This is a genomic window from Chryseobacterium sp. WG23 (assembly GCF_024586575.1).
GTDB lineage: Bacteria > Bacteroidota > Bacteroidia > Flavobacteriales > Weeksellaceae > Chryseobacterium.
On sequence record NZ_JALCZE010000005.1, the window covers coordinates 262,616 to 282,331 of the forward strand.

Here is a 19,716-nt window from a genome sequence, read left to right on the forward strand (position 1 = left end):
GATATGAGCAATTAAAATTGACGGTGAAATTTTTAGTTTCAATCATCATATTAACTTTTCTGCTGGGATGTAAGCAGAAACATCAACCTATTAAAATTACTTCTATGGAAAATAAAGAAGCAAAAAACAATCCATATTATTCAAGAACTGATACCACCAAACTGAGCATTTCCAATGAGGAATGGCGAAAAATTCTGGCTCCGGACCTGTATGCAATATCCAGAGAAGCCGCAACAGAAAGAGCTTTTACCGGAAAATATAATGAATTTGATGAAATAGGAGATTATTATTGCGCCGTTTGTGGAAACCACCTGTTTCGCTCTACATCAAAATTTGCAAGCAGCTGCGGATGGCCAAGTTTTTTTGAAGCAGACAAAGAAGGGGTGTATTACAAAAAAGATCAGACCTACGGAATGGAAAGGGTAGAGGTGCTTTGTAAACGATGTGATTCCCATCTGGGACATGTTTTTGATGACGGCCCAAAGCCTACAGGACTGAGATATTGTATGAATTCTATCAGTCTGGAATTCGTTTCGGATTCACAACCATAAAAGTATTTTTATCCACTTGCTATGGGAGAAGAGAGTCTGGAAAACAGAAAACAAGTTTGGATCGTTCTATCAGAGCTATATCTTGATACTGAACTTCAGGAATCTGATTTCAGATATATAGCAAAAACTCTCCTTGAAAGCCCTTTTACTTTTGAGGAAGTAAAAAGAATTGACCAATATGAAGTTTTTCCTGTCCTCTTTTCAAATCTGCTAAGTCCGGCAGGAGAATGGGCAGGATTTAATGAATTATTATTGGTTAAAAATATTATGAAATGGATTGAAACAAGAAGTAAGCTGGATATTTTCGCTGTTAAATGTATTTACCTTTTCTATGATAAGATAAATAGGAGTTATTGGAGAAGAATAGAAGAGATTTATAATCAGGCAGATGGAGGAAGCCCCGTTAAAGTTTCTTAAATTGCGTTAAACTTTTTGGATTTATAAGTGTCTGACAGTTATGTTTTTATAATTTTGCCCCACTAATTTGGAATTAATATATTATTGAATGAAAGGATTTTATGGCCTGATCGGCCTTGTATACATGGTAACGACTTCATTCTATCTTTCTCCAAGACTGGCGGTAAAGAATGAAAACGGTATTACGACAAAAACTGAAAAAGTAACTGACATGAAATCTGAGAAGAAGGCAGCAGCATCTTCATCAGAGGTATTATACCAATCAATTGCATTTGACCCGGAACATGAATTAAACTATGAAGTGTTCGCAAAAGCATTGACGGGATTTGAAAATTTAAAGAAAGCGGGATTGCTTACTGAGGAGTCGCATTTATTAACAATCTGCGATTTTTCTATGTCCTCCAATACAAAAAGACTTTGGGTAATTGATCTTAATGACAAGAAAGTGCTGTTCAACTCACTGGTTGCTCACGGAAAAAATACAGGTGAAGAATTTGCGACGAATTTTTCTAACAGGGAAAGTTCGTTGCAGAGCAGCCTGGGATTTTATATCACGGATGCAACATATCAAGGGGACAACGGATATTCTCTTAAATTGTTAGGAATGGATAAAGGCTTTAATGATGCAGCATACAGAAGAGCAATTGTACTGCACGGTGCCAATTATGTAAGTGATGACTTTGCTGCAATGCATAAGAGAATTGGAAGAAGCTGGGGTTGCCCTGCTGTTCCTAAAGAACTTACACAGTCTATCATCAACAGTATAAAAGGGAGAAATCTTCTGTTCATTTACTATCCTGATCAGAATTACCTTTCCTCCTCAGAATGGTTAAAAGCATAAGAGAAAAGCAGTCAATTTTGACTGCTTTTTTTATCAATTTCCGTGAAATCTTCAGGGTATGAAAATTATGTAGGGACTTCCTGTTTTATGTAAGAAATGGTTGTTTTTATTTTTAAATAATTAAATTTATCAAAGCCAACTATGTAAGTATTGACGAATATGAATGCAGAGCACGAAAATAACCTCGATATAAACCTGACTTCGGAAATTTTCACAGAATTTATTCCCGCTGTAAGGCTTTTGAATAATGCCGATGGCTCATGTACATTCGAAAAAGGGAAAATGCCCAGCCTGAAACTTATACCCACTACAGGATTTTGGTTCAGTACGAGAACCGAAGAATGGGAGAAAAATGCACATGTTGCTCCCCGAAAACAGTACGTCATTACAATCAAAGGAAATATAAGATTTAAAGTAAGTGATGGTTCAACATTTATGATTGAACCGGGAATTGTTCTTTTAGCAGAAGATCTTAAAGGAGACGGACACAGTTGGGAGATGGTAGAGAGTAATGAATGGGAAAGGCTCTATATCCCAATGACAGAGAGTATTGAAGATTTTTTTATTCCGGATCCAAAGTAATAATCTCTTATGTGGTAATCTACCCAATCTGCAATAAAAAAACAAAATCCCCTGCATTATTATCATGTAGGGGATTTTAAAATTATTTTTAGTTGAAGGCTAGCTGAATTTCTTAAATACAACAGTTGCATTGTGACCTCCAAATCCAAAGGCATTACTTAGTGCAAAGTTGATCTCCTTTTCTTTTGCCTCTCCGAAAACAATATTGATATCCCTCGGAATATTTTCATCAATACTATGAAGGTTGATGGTTGGAGGTATAATACCATTTTGAATAGCCTTAATAGAAAGAATAGCTTCAACAGCTCCCGCAGCACCCAATAAATGTCCGGTCATTGATTTAGTAGCGCTGATATCAAGGTTTTTACTTCCTTTAAATGCATTGTTGATTGCTTTCAATTCAACAAGATCTCCCAATGGAGTGGAAGTTGCGTGGGGGTTGATATAGTTGATATCTTCCATATTGATACCGGCCTCTTTCACTGCCAGTTGCATTGCTTTGATAGCTCCGGCTCCTTCAGGATGAGGGGCTGTCATGTGATAAGCATCTGCAGTCATCGCTGCTCCTGCCAGTTCTGCATAGATTTTGGCTCCTCTGGCTTTTGCATGCTCATATTCTTCAAGAACCAAAGCTCCTGCGCCTTCACCCATTACAAAACCGTCTCTTTCCGCATCATAGGGACGGCTGGCTGTAGCAAAGTCATCATTTCTTGTAGACATCGCTTTCATCGTAGAGAAACCACCAATAGAAGCTGGCGAAATAGCTGCTTCAGATCCTCCGCTGATGATCACTTTTGCTTTTCCGAGACGGATATAATTAAATGCATCCATTAATGCTGTATTTCCTGTAGCACAAGCAGAAATAGTGGTGTAATTAATCCCCTGAAGGCCATATTTCATGGAAATCATTCCCGATGCCATATTGGCAATGAACTTAGGGACAAAAAATGGATTGAAACGCGGTGTACCATCACCCTGAGCAAAATCCATCACCTCTTTTTCAAAGGTCCACATACCGCCTTGTCCTGTACCCCAGATTACTCCGGTATCAAAAGGGTCCATTTTTTCAAGCTCCAATCCTGAATCCTGAATAGCTTCTGAGGATGCATACAGAGCATACTGTGTAAACAGATCGCTTCTTTTGATTTCGTTATGGTTCAGGTAAGCTTTCGGATCAAAATTCTTAACCTCACAGGCAAAGTGTACCTTAAACTTTTCAGTATCGAAATGAGTGATTAATCCAGCACCGCTAACCCCGTTAATACTGTTTTGCCAAAATTCTTCGACATTATTTCCTAAAGGCGTCACGGCGCCTAATCCTGTAATGACAACTCTTTTCATATCTAGTTACTAATTTTAAATAGGCAAAATCTCTATAGACTACTATCAATGTATCTACAGTCTGTTTTGCTTCTTTATTGTATCAATTTAGTTTTAACCTGCAATATTATCAATTTTCTTTCGCTATACACGAATATTTAGACATATTATTTGTGGCATAGCAAAAGAATTTTTGCCGTTAAAAACTCTTTTATTATTATATTGTTACTTTTCTAAGATCATTGTGATGCCTTGCCCACGGGCGGCGCAGATAGAAATAAATCCTTTTCCGCTTCCCTTTTCATTAAGAAGTTTGGCCAATGTGGCAATAATTCTCCCACCGGTTGCTGCAAACGGATGCGCTGCTGCAAGGCTTCCTCCTTTCACATTCAGTTTATTCCTGTCAATCTTTCCTAAAGACTTTTCTAAGCCGAACTTTTTAGCAAGCTCATCATCTTCCCAGATTTTTATAGTGGCTAATACCTGAGCGGCAAAAGCTTCATGAATTTCATAATAATCAAAATCTTCAAGGCCTATCCCGGCTTTTTTAAGCATCCTTTCTGCTGCAAAAACAGGAGCTAAAAGTAGATTCTGTTTAGTGTCAACATATTCTATCCCTGCCAACTCTGAAAAAGTAATATAGGCTAAAATTGGAAGATGATTGGCTTTGGCCCATTCTTCACTGGCCAGCAAAATGGCGGAGGCTCCATCGGTAAAAGGAGTGGAGTTTCCGGCTGTTAGAGTGCCATTTTGCTTATCAAAAGCTGGTTTTAGCTGAGAAAGTTTTTCCAGGCTGGTATCACGGCGAAGATTATTGTCTTTATCCAAACCAAAAGCTGGAGTAATCATATCATCAAAAAATCCTTCGTCATAAGCTTTTGTCATATTTTGATGGCTTTTAAATGCCAGCTCATCCTGTTCCTCTCTGGAAATTTGATAATATTTGGCCGTAATTTCTGTGTGTTCACCCATAACAAGCCCTGTTTTGGGTTCCTGTCCTTTATAGGGAACAGGCATCCAGTCTTTCAGTTTTGGGCTTAGCAGGTGTTTCAGTTTCCCGAATGCAGATTTTTCTTTATTGGCTTTTAAGAGTGCTTTTCTTAATCTGGGTGCAGATTCAAAAGGAATATTGCTCATGGCTTCTACACCGCAGGCAATGCCGCTTTCTATCTGCCCCAAAGCAATTTTATTTCCTATATAAATGGCAGCTTCAATACCAGTATCACAAGCCTGCTGAAGATCACAGGCGGGAGTGGCGGGATCAAGAGACGTATTCATGACGGATTCTCTGATGAGGTTACTTTCTGAAATATGTTTAATCACAGCACCACCGGCAACTTCTCCAAGAAGCTTACCTTTTAATCTGTAGCGGTCTATCAAACCATTGAGGGCAGCCAGTAAAAGATCCTGATTTCCCTGTTCTGTATAGGCTGTATTCATTCTGGCAAATGGGATTCTGTTGTATCCTACAATAGCCACTCTTTTTGTTTCCATATGGTGAAATTTATGATGGAAGAATAGTTAGTTCATAGTCAATCATGTGGGTAATTTTATCCAGGGCGTCATTCAGAAAACTTTGAGTACCCATGGTTTTTGAAAGCAGGATTCCACCTTCAATAAGCATAATAAATAGTGAAGCATATTTTTCAGCATCTACTTTCTCATTGATTTCTCCGTTTTTTTGGCCCTGTAAAATGACTGTTGATATTTTTGCCATCCATAGTTTAAAAGAATTTCTGACATAAGGCTTAAGAGCCGGAAAGGAGTCATCTGCTTCTGTTGCTGCATTCATCAGGGGGCAGCCTCCATTGGAAAAGACCGTCTTCCAGTTTTTTCGGTAAAACTCTACAAAAGCATGTAATTTCTCAGCTGACGTAGGATATTCATCCCCAAAAGAATAATTAATTGTTTTACTTAATAGTCCAGCATTGTATTTGTAAACTTCAATAGCCACTTCATCTTTATTTTCAAAATTTCCATAAATACTGCCTTTGGTAAGGCCGGTGGCCTCCGTAATATCCGATAGGGATGTAGAAATATAACCCTTTGTGTTAAATAAAGTTGCTGTTTTTTCGATGATGTGCTGTTTCGTTTTTGCTGCCTTCGACATATTGGTATAATTCTGAATACAAATATACAAAAATATACCACTCGGTATATTTTGTTTGAAGATTAAATCTGAGAATTTATAAGACTCAGATTTAATATATGATAAATTTGAATTTTACTGTTCTAAAGTAGCATTCAAAGTAATCTCAAAATTGAATGCGGCGCTTACAGGACATCCTTCTTCAGCAATTTTAGCATATTTCTGGAATTCTTCTTCAGAAATTCCCGGAACTTTAGCTGTTAAAGTCAACTCAGATTTTGTAATTTTCCCAATGTTTGGATCAAGAGTGATTACAGAAGTTGTTTTAAGCTCTTCAGGATTGTAGCCGGCTTGTGAAAGTTCTGCGTCTAGCTTCATCGTAAAACATCCTGCGTGAGCTGCGGCCAGTAATTCTTCAGGGTTTGTTCCCACGCCATCAGCAAAACGGCTGTTGAAAGAATATTGAGTCTGGTTTAAAGTAGTACTTTGTGTTGTTAAATGTCCTTTACCTTCTTTGATAGTACCGTTCCAAACGGCTGTTGCGTTACGTCTCATAATGTTTGTTTTTTATTTTAATACTAATTGTTTTTGATGTTACAAAGATATGTCGGTGATCTGCCACTTTGAATAGATAAAAGGACTTAAATATTGTACTTTTTTCCCGAGCTGTAATTTTTCTTGAAATTGGAGGGTGTGCTTCCTGTTTTATTGGTAAAAAGACTGTTGAAATAGGCAGGATCTTCATATCCCAGGTCATAGGCGATTTCTTTAACGGGTTTATCAGTATAAAAAAGGAGTCTTTTGGCTTCCAATAAAATCCTGTTGATAATAAACTGGTTGGGAGAATCCAACCGTAAATTTTTAAATTTATGGGTTAAAGTTTTTGGGGCAATGTGAAGCAATTCTGCATAATCTGCTACAGTATGTTTTTCTCTGAAATGAATTTCCAGATGCCTGCTGAAGTCTCTGAAAATATCAAGTTCACTGCCCGGAATTTTTATAATATCATTATTTAAATTTTGCTTTTTCCATTGTCTGGTAGCCCGGATAATAATTTGCTTTACATAGGTTCTGATCATTTCTTCAGCTGAAGAGTCTTTCCACTCGAGTTCGCTTTGGATGTTTTGAAGCAGGTTTTTAATGATCCCGGTTTCTTCATGGTCAAGCTCTACAAAAGGTATTTCAAAGACATTATGAAAAAGAAGACCGTCGCAGGCTACTTCTTTATCATGAATCTGAATACAGTAAAAATCGCGGTTATAGTACAATAATACAGATTCTTCTTTTCCTTTTTCTATAACCAGGTGCTGATTGGTAAGAAAAAATAAAGAAGGCTTTTGTGTTCTGTAATGATTGAAATCCACCGTAAGCTCATATCCTGCAGGAATAAAAAAGACTTTAATATCTGTACTGAACTGATTCCCGTTTACATCTTTCAGATTCTTTTCTGAGAATATTTCCAGTCCAAGTCTTTTATAGTGATCTTGAAAAATAAGCTGTTGTGGCATATTATAACTTTAATTTAAAGATACAAAAAAGTGTGATTTCAAAAGGATTAATTATTTAAACAGTGCTGTATTGTGATATCGGAACTATTTTACAAATAAAAAAATCAAAAATATATTTTTACATTGATATTATTTTATCACTTTTACAAAGATTTGTACTACACCCTTATTGCTTAATTATTTTCAAAACTGCTGCATGAGTGAATTAGAAAATATTTTGAGAGAAATAACTCCACTCTCTCCGGAAGACAGTTTTCTTGTATTCGACAGGATCAAGGCTTCCTTTGATTTTCCCTATCACTATCATCCCGAAATTGAAATCAATTTTATCTATAAAGGAAAAGGATATCGAAGAATGGTAGGAGACCATACCGGGGAAATTGGTAATATCGAATTGGTACTTATAGGTCCCAATTTGCCGCATTGTTGGGCAAATCATAATTGTAAGAACAGGAAAACGCACGAGATCACCATACAGTTTAATCAGGATTTCTTTAGCCAGTCTTTAATGCAAAAAAATATCCTGAAACCCATCAGTAACCTGGTAAAGGATTCCATCAGAGGAATTCTGTTTTCTACTGAGACGGCTGAAAAACTAAAGGACTCGTTTCTTAACCTGTCAAAAATGAACAGTTTTGAATCTTTTATAGAAATGATGAAGATCCTTAATGAACTGGCAATTGCGGAAGATAAAACGTTTTTATCCTCTTACAGCATAGAGCTTGAAAGTTTCGCGGATAATGATAAAATGAAGATTGTTCATGATTTTGTTCACAAAAATTTTGAAAATAAAATAACTCTGGATGATGTCGCTTCCCTTATCAATATGAGTAATGTTACTTTTAACAGGTTTATTAAAAAGAGGACAGGGAAAACTTTTGTTAATTACCTCAATGAAATAAGAATCAGCTATGCTGCCCGCTGGCTGATGGAAAAAAATCTTACCGTTTTTGAAATCGCTTTTGAGGCAGGGTTTAATAATATTGCCAATTTTAATAAAGTCTTTAAATCTATTAAGAAAACAACTCCTACAGAGTTTAAAGAACAGTTTAAGGGAGTTAAAAAAATTGAATAGTCTATTAAACTTAATAAAATACTTTATCAGAGATCCGGATTTGATTATCGGATCTTTTTTTTAAATAAAAAGTGAAATAAATTCTCTTTAATTACATGCTTTCAGAGTATTGTATATTGTTGTAAATCACTTATTTGTGATAGGAATTTAAAATTGTATGAAAGAATAATATCGTTTTATGACAAAATAGTATTATATCGGACTGCCAACAAAATTTAGATTTGCTAATATGAATTAAATCTTAACAAAACTTTAAATTATTTAATACATAAAGAGCATTTTATTGCTTAAAAAATAAAAGAATTTTGTATTAAACACTAAGGAACTATTTAAAGGGATGTGATTGATTTTCAAATAAATCTAACTAATCTAAACCTTATGAGAAAAGCAGTTATACCGGTTCTATTAGTTTTTTCCTTTTTTGCAAGCGCACAGGAGAAAAAAGCAGCCGACACCACGAAGGCAACCGATATTCAGGAGGTCGTTGTCACTTCTTTGGGGATAAAAAGACAGGCTCGGTCTCTTACTTACTCCAGCCAGCAGATTGGTGGAGATGAGCTTACAGAAGTGAAAACTCCCAATCTTTTAAATTCTATCAATGGGAAAGTTTCTAATGTGCAGATCAATAGAACAAACGGAGTAGGAAGTTCTGTAAGGGTGATTATGAGGGGGAATAAGTCCGTTTCTAACAGCCAGCCATTGTATGTAATCGATGGGATTCCTATTATTAACGGATCAGGGAAATCTGCGGATATAAGCCAGTATTCCAATATGCCGGATCCCGGAGATGTATTGAGCTCGATCAATCCGGACGATATTGAAAGTATCAATTTCTTAAAAGGGGCTTCTGCGTCAGCATTGTATGGTTCTGCAGGAGGGAATGGAGCCATATTGATTACCACAAGAAAAGGAAAAATAGGAAGGAGTTCTATCTCTTATAGCACCAGCTTAACTGTAGAACGTGCATACAGTCTTCCAAAACTGCAGCACAGCTATTTATCTTATGATCCATCTGTATCTGGCCAGGTTCCGGGGGATAATATTGAGAGTTGGGGTGCAAAAGGAGGTTCCAAGGATTACCTTAAAGATTTCTTACAAACAGGAACGACATGGGTTAACAGCCTTTCTTTTCAGTCAGGAAATGAAAAATCAACCAACTACTTTTCTATTGGAAATACAACCAATAAAGGAGTTATTCCAATGTCATATTTTGATCAGTATAACATCTCTTTCAGAAACTCAAGCAAGTTCTTGGATGATAAATTAACATTGGATGCTAACTTCATAGGCTCTTTACAGGATTCTAAAAACAGACAAACTCCTGGGGCTTCTTTTTCACCGTTGGTAAGTTTATATTGGTTGCCGAGAGGAGTGGATTTTGATCAGTATGGCCCAGATAATTATTCCTATTTAAATAAAAGCAGGCTATTACCTGCACAAAACTGGTGGGAGGTAAAACCTGACGGAGCCTTTAAAGGGAATCCGGAAACACAGAATCCCTATTGGATTTTAAACAGAAATCAGGTAGCAGTTAAAAATAAAAATGCATACAGTGCAGTTACGTTATCTTATGAAATCAATCCATGGTTGACGGCAAGGGTAAGAGGAAACTATAGCTGGAATAGTTCGGATAGCCAGCGTGATATTTCTGCATTTTCAGCACCAAGTTTGTTGGCTGGAGGTGAAAATGGAAGAATTCTTAAGAATGTATATGAAAATTCTTCTACCTACGGCGATGTTTTGCTTATCGGTAGCCCGAAGTTAAGTGAATCTATTTCTTTGGACTTTACGATAGGAGGAAGTGTAAATTCTACCAGTAATAAAGTAACACAGGTTGATAATGCTTACTTGGCAAATCCAAATTTGTTTGCATTAAACAACCTGCAATGGAACGTAGACAGAAGTCCAGGAGATGGATACCACAATATTTATTGGAACCTAAAGAAACAGGTTCGATCAGTTTTTGCAAGTGCTTCTGTAGGATATAAAAACATGTTCTATATTGATATGACCTTTAGAAACGATTGGGATTCTACTTTGGCATTAACCGGAAGAAGTGGGTTTGACTACGAATCTATAGGTGCTAATGCTATATTATCTTCAGTTTTTAAGCTTCCGGAAATATTTAATTTCTGGAAAGTAAGGGCTTCTTATGCCAGTGTGGGGTTGGGGTTACCAGCGAATATATCTAATGCAATGGTTGCTTATTATAATGCCTATTCTTATGGAGTAGATGCAGGAACTATTGTATATCCAAAAAGTTCGTTTGTTACCGACAGAGCAGAACTGATACCAAAACCGGAACTTAATAAAACATTTGAGGCAGGAACGGAACTAAGAATGCTTAATAACAGGTTAAATTTTGATATTACCTATTATAATTCCAATGCTACCAATCAATTGTTAGAGACCACGATAGGTTCTAACTTTGGAGGAATTCCATCAGGTTCGTATTACATTAATGCCGGAAAGATACGCAATACAGGTTTTGAATCATCCGTATCATACAAAGTGTTTAATACAGAAAAATTCGGTTGGACAACTACATTAAATGCTTCAGCAAACAAAAATGAAATTGTTGAATTATTTCCATCAAGTTTACCTATTTCAGAAAAACAGCTTTTCTCACTAACAGGAGGAGGAGATTTTACAAAGCTTAGGCTGGGAGGGTCTTTTGGAGATCTTTATGGAGTTAAATTCCAAAGAGATGATCAAGGCCGTGTTTTAGTAGATGCCAATGGAGTTCCATTAGGCACTACAGGAGATCCGCAATATTTAGGTAATCCAAATCCCAAATTTATTCTAGGGTTTAATAACTCTTTTAATATTGGTAAACTGGGAATATCTTTCCTTATTGATGGTAAATTTGGAGGTAAAGTATTATCTCTTACGGAGAAAGCAAATGATTTGTATGGTGTAAGCCAGACTACTGCTGATGCAAGAGATGCCGGAGGAGTGTCTATCCCGAATGCTGTTTATGCTCCGGGAACACCTTTGGCAGGACAAGCCTATACTGGAGCAACCGATCCAAAAGCTTACTATAAAAGAACCGGAGGTGCCGGAGGTATAGGCACCGGAATTGATGAAGCCTATATGTACAATGCTACAACAGTTCGTCTGCGTCAGGCATCTATTTCATATACTTTTGATATTAATACAAAATATATGAGAAATGCTACCGTAAGTTTGGTGGGAACTAATCTGTTCTTCTTCTATAAAAAAGCACCATTTGATCCTGAACAGGTATCCGGAAATACACCGGGGGGAGTGGGAGTTGATTCATTCGGACTTCCTATTACACGATCTATCGGACTATCATTAAAGGCTAACTTCTAATTTAACGAAAATGAAATTCAATAATATTAAAACATTGGCATTCGGAGCAATAGTATTGTTTTCCGTTTCAGGATGTGGTGATCTAGATCAATATAACCAGGAAAAGCTGGGAGATCCTGAAAACTTTTATGCAGATTATAATGCGGTTGTAAATCCTCTGAAATCCATTCAAAGAGGTCTGCAATCAGATTATCAGCTGTATCCCAATCTGAGTGCAGATATGTTCAGTGGCATGTTCAGTACGGCAACTCAGTTTAATGGGGGAAAAAATAATATGTCCTACTTTATGATGGATGGGTGGAATAATAGGATTATTGCAAGACAACAGGATATTTTTAATTATTCTATCATCATTGACAATGCTGCTAAAAATTTCTACCCGGATGTAGACTTTACCGCTACATTTGCGGTTAAAAAAATATTAAAAGTATTCACTGCTGCAAGAGTATCAGATAACCATGGCCCGGTAGTATACAGTAAATATGAAACACCGAATGCCAACGGAGTAACCGATTTTGACTCCCAGCAGGATGCATACCAATATTTTATCAATGACCTTAGTGCGGCTATTATTAATTTGCAGAAAGTACAGAATATGCCTGCTGGAGAAAATGAAGGAGATAAATCTGCACTGAAAAGAGCAGACTTGGTGTTTAATGGAAATATTGGCCAATGGGCAAAATTTGCAAACTCTCTTAAGTTGAGATTAGCTATGAGAATGAGCTATGCCGATCCTGCAAAGTCAAAGCAATATGCTGAAGAAGCGCTTGCATCATCTGCAGGATTGATTACTGATAATGCTGATAATGCCTTGATCAGTGTAGGACAATCTGAATTGAGTTTTATCATCTACTCTTGGGGAGATTGTTTGATAGGAGCTCCTTTAATGGCCTATATGAACGGGTATAATGACCCAAGGCTGCCTGCATATGCAATTCCTGCAACAGACAGCCAGGTTCAGGGAAAATATATCGGAATTCGTCAGGGAATAGATTTGTTAAATGGAAAAACTACTTACGGAGGCTTTTCTCAGCCACAGGCAAAATCAGCTAATGGAGATTATTTCTCCGGAACAAATGGAAAACTTAAATTATTTACTGCTGCGGAAGGTTGGTTCCTGAAGGCTGAAGCTGCTTTGAGAGGTTATGCAGGCGCTGGAGATGCCCAAACCAATTATGAAAGCGGTGTAAAACAATCTTTTGGAGAATGGGGTAAAAGTGCAGATGTAGCAGCTTATCTTACCAACACGACGGCTACCGAAGCGCCTTATATTGACCCTAAGAATGCTGCCAACAACATCAATATCGGAGATACTCAGCTGAGCACCATTACCATTGCCTGGAACAATGCTGATTCTCCTGAAAGAAAATTAGAAAGAATTATTACCCAAAAATGGTTATCCCTTTATCCCAACGGACCTGAAGCATGGGCTGAACAAAGAAGAACGGGTTACCCTATTTTGTTCAAAATCAGACAAAATGATAGTGGCGGACTGATCAGTACAGAGGCAATGATCCGAAGAATTCCTTTCACTACAGATACAAAAACGTCTCTTTATAATTATCAACAGGCTTCACAAATGCTTAATGGACCAGATAATGGAGGAACAAAATTATGGTGGGATAAGAAATTATAATTAATCAGAATCATTTATATACAGAGGCATCTCAAAAAATCAGGTTGTACTTGAGTATTCATTTCAAGGAGAGGAGAATCTCCGATAATTTATTCTTCTATAGTTTCGTTTTAAGTCGGAATGAAATTTTGAGATGTCCTCTTTTTCTTAGAATCTTATTTTAATATGGGAAAAAACAACTCTGAACCCCGTTCAATACAACCCATCCTTTGGATATCCACATTATATTTTGCAATGGGAGTACCCTTTGTAACCATTAATGCAGTTTCCGGGATTATGTATAAAGATATGGGAGTTTCAGATGCCCAAATTACATTTTGGACAGCTCTTGTTATGTTCTCATGGACGTTGAAGCCTCTTTGGAGTCCTTTTCTGGAGATCTATAAAACCAAAAAGTTCTTTGTTGTGGTTACCCAGTTTGCGATAGGAATTTTATTTGCTTTGGTGGCATTAAGCCTTCCTTTGCCGGATTTTTTCAAATACAGTATTGCTCTTTTTGCGGTTATTGCCTTTTGTGGAGCTACTCATGATGTGGTAGCAGACGGAACCTATATCAGTTTCCTGACCAATAAAGAGCAGGCAAAATATATAGGCTGGCAGGGAGCTTTTTACAATCTGGCCAAAATTATCAGCAGTGGGGCATTAGTTTATTTTGCAGGAGTTTTAGAAAAAACAAAAGGGGTAACCCATGCATGGATGATCATTATGGTGATTTATGCTTTATTGTTTTTTGTATTAGCCATATATCACTACCTGATCCTTCCAAAAGAAACCAAAGAAGTATCAGAGGAAGATAAAAAAACAGCAGGAAATGTCCGTAAAGAATTGCTGGAAGTTATTACTTCCTTTTTTACAAAGAAGAATATCCTATGGTCTGTACTGTTCATTATTTTGTACCGTTTTGCTGAAGGATTTGCTATAAAAATTGCTCCGTTATTTTTTAAAGCACCAAGATCTTCAGGAGGATTAGGATTATCAACATCAGATATTGGACTTATTTATGGAACGTATGGTTCTGCAGCATTTATTTTAGGATCTGTACTGGCAGGCTATTTTATTTCAGCCCGCGGATTGAAAAGATCATTGATATGGCTATGCTCGGCATTCAATATTCCATTTATAGTCTATGCCTTATTAGCATACTACCAGCCTGCAGACCTCTTACCGGTAGGAATTGCGGTGGTGGTGGAGTATTTTGGATACGGCTTTGGATTTGTGGGACTTATGCTGTATATGATGCAGCAGATTGCCCCGGGGAAACATAAAACTGCCCATTATGCATTTGCAACAGGGATTATGAATCTTGGGGTGATGATTCCGGGAATGTTCAGTGGGATGATCAGCGACTGGATAGGGTATAAAATGTTTTTTATCTGGGTACTGGTGGCCACTATTCCGGCATTTCTTGTCACATTATGGGTGCCGTTCCCGTATTCGGAAAATCAAAAAGGACAATAAATCAATTAGTAAACAAATTTAAATAAAAAGTAAAAATACTTTATGACAGCTCAATCAGTAATGATCCCATGGCAGGATCGCCCGGAAGGTAGCAATGATATCATGTGGAGGTTTTCCGAAAACCCGATCATTAACAGATATGCAATACCAACGTCAAACAGTATATTCAACAGTGCAGTGATTCCTTTTGAAGATGGATTTGCAGGGGTGTTCCGTTGTGATAACAAAGCGGTACAGATGAATATTTTTGCAGGTTTCAGTAAAGATGGAATCAACTGGGAAATAAACCATGACCCTATTGAAATGAAGGCCGGAAACACAGAGATGATTGAATCTGACTACAAATATGATCCCCGCGTTACTTTTATCGAAGATCGTTACTGGATTACATGGTGTAACGGATATAACGGACCTACCATCGGAATTGGATATACTTTTGATTTTAAAGAATTTTTCCAGTGCGAAAATGCTTTTCTGCCGTTCAATAGAAATGGAGTGCTTTTCCCTGAAAAAATCAATGGAAAATATGCGATGCTGAGCCGTCCGAGTGATAACGGGCATACACCTTTTGGAGATATTTATATCAGCTACAGTCCTGATATGAAATACTGGGGAGAGCACCGTTGCGTAATGAAAGTAACGCCTTTTGAAGACAGTGCATGGCAGTGTACAAAAATCGGGGGAGGTCCGGTTCCTATCAGAACAGAAGAAGGATGGCTGCTTTTCTATCATGGGGTAATCAATACCTGCAGAGGGTTCAGATATTCAATGGGAGCGGCATTACTGGATCTTGAAGATCCTACAAAAGTATTGTACAGAACAAAGCCTTATCTGCTGGCTCCGGCAGAAGTGTATGAACTGACAGGAGATGTGCCGAATGTGGTTTTCCCATGTGCGGCACTAACTGAAGGGGATAAAGTAAGCGTATATTATGGTGCTGCAGATACAGTGGTGGCTATCGCGTTTGGATATATTTCAGAAATTATTGATTTTATGAAAAAAAATTCAATCTAAATGAGGTTCTTTAATATGTTGATCAGCTTAATTCCCTTTATTATTGGGATCTTTGTAATGGTTTTCATATTTTTAAACCAATTTTTAAAATAAAAAAATACTGATACTCTTATCATGAAAAAAGAATTGCTTATCTGTTTTTTTACAGTCCTGGTTTCTACGGTGAATGCCCAACAACAAAAGGGTGATATCTTGTCCTGGGTAGATCCTTTTATCGGAACAGGAGGCCACGGCCATACGTTTCCGGGAGCTACCACACCGTTTGGGATGATTCAGCTAAGCCCCGATCAGAATACAAAAAGTGGAGACTGGGACTGGTGTTCCGGTTACCATTACAGCAGTAAGACGATCATGGGATTCAGTCATAATCATCTTAGTGGAACAGGATGGGCAGATCTTGGAGATATTCTGGTTATGCCTACTGTGGGCCAGGTAAAGATGGTTCCGGGATCAGAAGATAAACCTGAGACAGGCTACCGCTCAAAATTCAGCCATGAAAAAGAAACGGCGGCACCGGGATATTATTCTGTAATGCTGGACAGCTATGGAATCAAAGCCGAGCTTACCGCTTCCCCAAGAGTGGGATTTCATAAGTATACATTCCCCAAGAGTGATGAATCCAATATCATTATTGATCCAACCAATAAAATTTTTGGAAATATTTACCATACCCTGGTGAGTGTAGAAGGCAATAATAAAATAAAAGGATACTGCTACAGCAATGGTTGGGGAGGTAAGCGATTTGCTTATTTCGTGATGGAGTTTTCAAAACCGTTTAAATCTTACGGGGTGTATGCGGAAGGGAAAATAAAAAATAACGAAAAAATTGCCCTTGCTAAGGACGCGAAAGCTTTTGTAAGGTTTTCTACAGAAGATAATGAAAGTATCGAAGTGAAAGTTTCTTTATCTCCGGTAAGTACAGAAAATGCACAGGAGAACTTTGATGCTGAGGCTACGAATGTGGATTTTGTAAAAGCTAAAGAAACGGCACAAAAGACATGGAGAGACCTTATCGGAAGATTTCAGGTGGCAGGAGGTACAGACAGTCAGAGAAAGATTTTCTACACAGGGGTTTATCATACATTTATAGCTCCTAACCTTTATATGGATACCAACGGAGATTATGTGGCAGCTCAGGAAAACATGAATACCAAATGGTTTACCAACTACAGCACCTATTCTTACTGGGATGGCTTCAGAGCAACCCATCCTCTGCTGACCATTATGGATCAGAAACATACCAAAGAATTTGCCAATTCCCTGATCAGCAGATATACAGACCGTAAAGACCATATGCCCATCTGGGAACTATGCGGATATGATAATTTCTGTATGCTTGGCTATCACAGTGTATCGGTCATTTGGGATGCTATTTCAAAGGGGGTACCGGGTATTGATGCTGAAAAAGCGTTTGCTGCCATGAAAGATGCTTCTTTAACAGATAAAATGAGCAGCAGTGACGGCGGAGGAGGCCTCAACGATTATATTAAGCTGGGATATTCTCCTTCAGAGAACGGAGCTTCTGTTTCTGCCACTCTTGAATATGCTTATGATGACTGGTGTATTCAGCAGCTTGCAGAAAAACTGGGTAAAAAAGAGGATGCAGAAGTCTATAAAAAACGTTCCATGAACTTCCTGAACACCTTCAATAAAGAAAATAACCATTTCTGGCCAAGACAGAAAGATGGAAAATTCTTAGCAGATTTTACACTGAACGACTGGAAAAAGCTTCAGCCGCATTGGGTTTCAGGGAATATCTGGGCATATGATTTTTTTGCCCCTCATCAGATTGATGAAATGATGAACCTGTACGGAGGGAAAAAAGGGTTTGAAGAAAAACTGGATAAAACATTTACTGAGGCTCTTAATATGCAGGGAGAGCAACATGTGGATATCTCAGGGTTCATCGGATCTTTAGGATTTGGAGACGAACCTGGGCATCATGTTCCATATCTGTATAACTATGCGGGAAGTCCTTATAAGACTCAGAAAATGATCAAATATATCCGTGATAATATGTATGCAGCTAAGCCTGATGGAATTGTGAATAATGAAGACTGCGGACAAATGTCAGCATGGTATATTTTCTCTTCATTAGGATTTTATCCGGTGACACCGGGGAAACCAGTCTATGCAATTGGTGCTCCTCAGTTTCCTAAAGCTTCATTGCAGCTGGAAAATGGGAAAACATTTACCGTGGTAGCGGACAAGATATCCGATAAAAATATCTATGTTCAGAAAATGTTCCTGAATGGGAAAGAGTACAAGAGCTGGGAATTGAACCACAGTGATATTATGAATGGCGGAGAGCTGAAATTTGTAATGGGAAGTAAGCCTGTAAAATAAGACTCATAAAAATAAACGAAATAAAAGTATCAATGGAAAGGAGAAATTTTATTAAAACAAGTGCACTGGCAGGAGCCGGATTGCTGTTTACACAGAATGTTTTTGCTAAGAATCTGGTTATGGACGATTTTCCTATTGTTCGTGTTCCAAAGGATAAAAGACATTTTACCAGTGAATCCGTAGAAAGTGCTATTGCAGCTTTTAAAAAGAAAGTAAAAAATAAAGAATTAAACTGGCTTTTTGAAAACTGTTTTCCGAATACATTAGATACGACTGTTTTTTACAGTGAAAGCAACGGAACTCCGGATACGTATGTGATTACGGGTGATATTGATGCCATGTGGCTCCGTGACAGCTCTGCCCAGGTTTTTCCTTATCTGCAGTTTTCAAAGAAGGATGAAAAACTTCACAAACTTATTTCAGGGGTTATCTATAAACAGACGAAGTTTATTCTTAAAGACCCTTATGCCAATGCATTTTATAATGATGACAAAAAAATAAGTAAGTGGAAAGAATATGATCATACAGATATGAAACCCGGTACCCATGAAAGGAAGTGGGAAATAGACTCATTGTGTTATCCTATCCGTCTGGCTTATCATTTTTGGAAAACAACAGGAGATACAAAACCTTTTGATGCTAATTGGCTGCAGGGCATTAAACTTACGCTGCAGACATTTACAGAGCAGCAGAGGAAAAAAGATCTGGGGCCTTACAAATTTGAGCGTACAACGGCTTGGGCTACAGATGGGGTTCCTATGGGAGGATATGGATATCCTACAAAACCGGTTGGGCTGATCAGCTCTATGTTCCGTCCAAGTGATGATGCCACGATTTATGGATTTTTAATTCCTTCTAATTTATTTGCGGTGGTAAGCCTACGTCAGGCAGCAGAGATGGTTTCTCAGATCAAAAATGAAAAAGGATTGGCTCAGCAACTTACAAGCCTTGCCGATGAGGTGGATGCTGCCATTAAAAAATATGGAATTTATAATCATCCTGAATATGGAAAAATATATGCTTTTGAAGTCAATGGCTTTGGAAGTTATAACCTGATGGATGATGCCAATTGCCCTAGTTTATTAGGTCTGCCTTATTTAGATGCTGTAAAGGCAGATGACCCTGTGTATATGAACACAAGAAAATTCGTCTGGTCAGAAAATAACCCATTCTTTTTCAAAGGTAAACTGGCAGAAGGTATAGGAGGACCACACATTGGACTTGATATGATCTGGCCGATGAGTATCATTATGAAAGCACTCACCACTAAAGATACGGGTGAGATTAAATGGTGCATAGACACCTTACAGAAAACGCACGGTGGGACAGGCTTTATGCATGAGTCCTTCCATAAAGACAACGACAAAAAATTCACCAGAGAATGGTTCGCATGGTCGAATACTTTATTTGGAGAATTATTATGGAAAACCTTTAATGAAAACCCGGAGCTGCTGACATAGCCCCCTTATTTTATATTGCCTTTCTATATTAGGTATGTTTCTTTAAAATGGGCATACCCGGGGAGTAGTATATAAAATCCAAA

General features: G+C 37.7%; 16 protein-coding genes. 11 read left to right on the plus strand and 5 right to left on the minus strand.

Annotated features, from left to right (window positions below; translation table 11 throughout):
- Positions 1-104: 104 nt before the first annotated feature.
- The 4 genes from msrB to MP477_RS09965 all read left to right on the plus strand — a co-directional run bounded on the left by msrB (position 105) and on the right by MP477_RS09965 (position 2,391).
- Entirely contained in the window at positions 105-551 is a 447-nt protein-coding gene (gene msrB / locus MP477_RS09950; protein WP_257190303.1) for a peptide-methionine (R)-S-oxide reductase MsrB, read from the plus strand.
- Between the two features lie 21 nt (positions 552-572).
- Positions 573-968, plus strand: a complete 396-nt coding sequence (locus MP477_RS09955) for a hypothetical protein (protein ID WP_257190304.1) — start codon at positions 573-575, stop codon at positions 966-968.
- 88 nt (positions 969-1,056) lie between these two features.
- Positions 1,057-1,809 (plus strand): murein L,D-transpeptidase catalytic domain family protein, encoded by a 753-nt coding sequence (locus MP477_RS09960; protein WP_257190305.1) that lies wholly within the window; start codon positions 1,057-1,059, stop codon positions 1,807-1,809.
- Between the two features lie 159 nt (positions 1,810-1,968).
- The gene (locus MP477_RS09965; protein WP_257190306.1) at positions 1,969-2,391 is read left to right on the plus strand and encodes a hypothetical protein; all 423 of its coding nucleotides are present in this window, start codon (positions 1,969-1,971) and stop codon (positions 2,389-2,391) included.
- A 99-nt stretch (positions 2,392-2,490) separates the two neighbouring features.
- On the opposite strand, the gene fabF is transcribed toward MP477_RS09965, so the two are convergent.
- The 5 genes from fabF to MP477_RS09990 form a co-directional block, all read right to left on the minus strand.
- Positions 2,491-3,732 (minus strand): beta-ketoacyl-ACP synthase II, encoded by a 1,242-nt coding sequence (gene fabF, locus MP477_RS09970; protein WP_257190307.1) that lies wholly within the window; start codon positions 3,730-3,732, stop codon positions 2,491-2,493.
- 204 nt (positions 3,733-3,936) lie between these two features.
- Entirely contained in the window at positions 3,937-5,205 is a 1,269-nt protein-coding gene (locus MP477_RS09975; protein ID WP_257190308.1) for an acetyl-CoA C-acetyltransferase, read from the minus strand.
- Between the two features lie 10 nt (positions 5,206-5,215).
- Positions 5,216-5,821, minus strand: a complete 606-nt coding sequence (locus MP477_RS09980; protein ID WP_257190309.1) for a TetR/AcrR family transcriptional regulator — start codon at positions 5,819-5,821, stop codon at positions 5,216-5,218.
- Between the two features lie 114 nt (positions 5,822-5,935).
- Positions 5,936-6,355, minus strand: coding sequence for an OsmC family protein (locus MP477_RS09985; RefSeq protein ID WP_230033632.1), 420 nt, complete (start codon positions 6,353-6,355; stop codon positions 5,936-5,938).
- An 86-nt stretch (positions 6,356-6,441) separates the two neighbouring features.
- Positions 6,442-7,308 (minus strand): AraC family transcriptional regulator, encoded by an 867-nt coding sequence (locus MP477_RS09990; protein WP_257190310.1) that lies wholly within the window; start codon positions 7,306-7,308, stop codon positions 6,442-6,444.
- Between the two features lie 196 nt (positions 7,309-7,504).
- Here MP477_RS09990 and MP477_RS09995 point away from each other — a divergent pair, with 196 nt between their 5' ends.
- From MP477_RS09995 to MP477_RS10025, 7 genes are all read left to right on the plus strand, one after another.
- Entirely contained in the window at positions 7,505-8,383 is an 879-nt protein-coding gene (locus MP477_RS09995) for an AraC family transcriptional regulator (RefSeq protein WP_230033636.1), read from the plus strand.
- 378 nt (positions 8,384-8,761) lie between these two features.
- Entirely contained in the window at positions 8,762-11,719 is a 2,958-nt protein-coding gene (locus MP477_RS10000) for a SusC/RagA family TonB-linked outer membrane protein (RefSeq protein ID WP_257190311.1), read from the plus strand.
- Positions 11,720-11,729: 10 nt separating this feature from the next.
- A complete protein-coding gene (locus tag MP477_RS10005) occupies positions 11,730-13,355 on the plus strand; it encodes a SusD/RagB family nutrient-binding outer membrane lipoprotein (RefSeq protein WP_230033647.1) in 1,626 nt (541 codons plus the stop codon).
- A 165-nt stretch (positions 13,356-13,520) separates the two neighbouring features.
- Complete coding sequence (locus MP477_RS10010) at positions 13,521-14,813, plus strand: MFS transporter (protein ID WP_257190312.1); 1,293 nt, start codon at positions 13,521-13,523, stop codon at positions 14,811-14,813.
- A 42-nt stretch (positions 14,814-14,855) separates the two neighbouring features.
- Positions 14,856-15,827, plus strand: coding sequence for a glycoside hydrolase family 130 protein (locus MP477_RS10015; RefSeq protein WP_257190313.1), 972 nt, complete (start codon positions 14,856-14,858; stop codon positions 15,825-15,827).
- A gap of 114 nt (positions 15,828-15,941) precedes the next feature.
- Positions 15,942-18,173, plus strand: a complete 2,232-nt coding sequence (locus MP477_RS10020; protein ID WP_257190314.1) for a GH92 family glycosyl hydrolase — start codon at positions 15,942-15,944, stop codon at positions 18,171-18,173.
- Between the two features lie 32 nt (positions 18,174-18,205).
- Positions 18,206-19,633, plus strand: a complete 1,428-nt coding sequence (locus MP477_RS10025) for a glycoside hydrolase family 125 protein (protein WP_257190316.1) — start codon at positions 18,206-18,208, stop codon at positions 19,631-19,633.
- Positions 19,634-19,716: the final 83 nt, after the last annotated feature.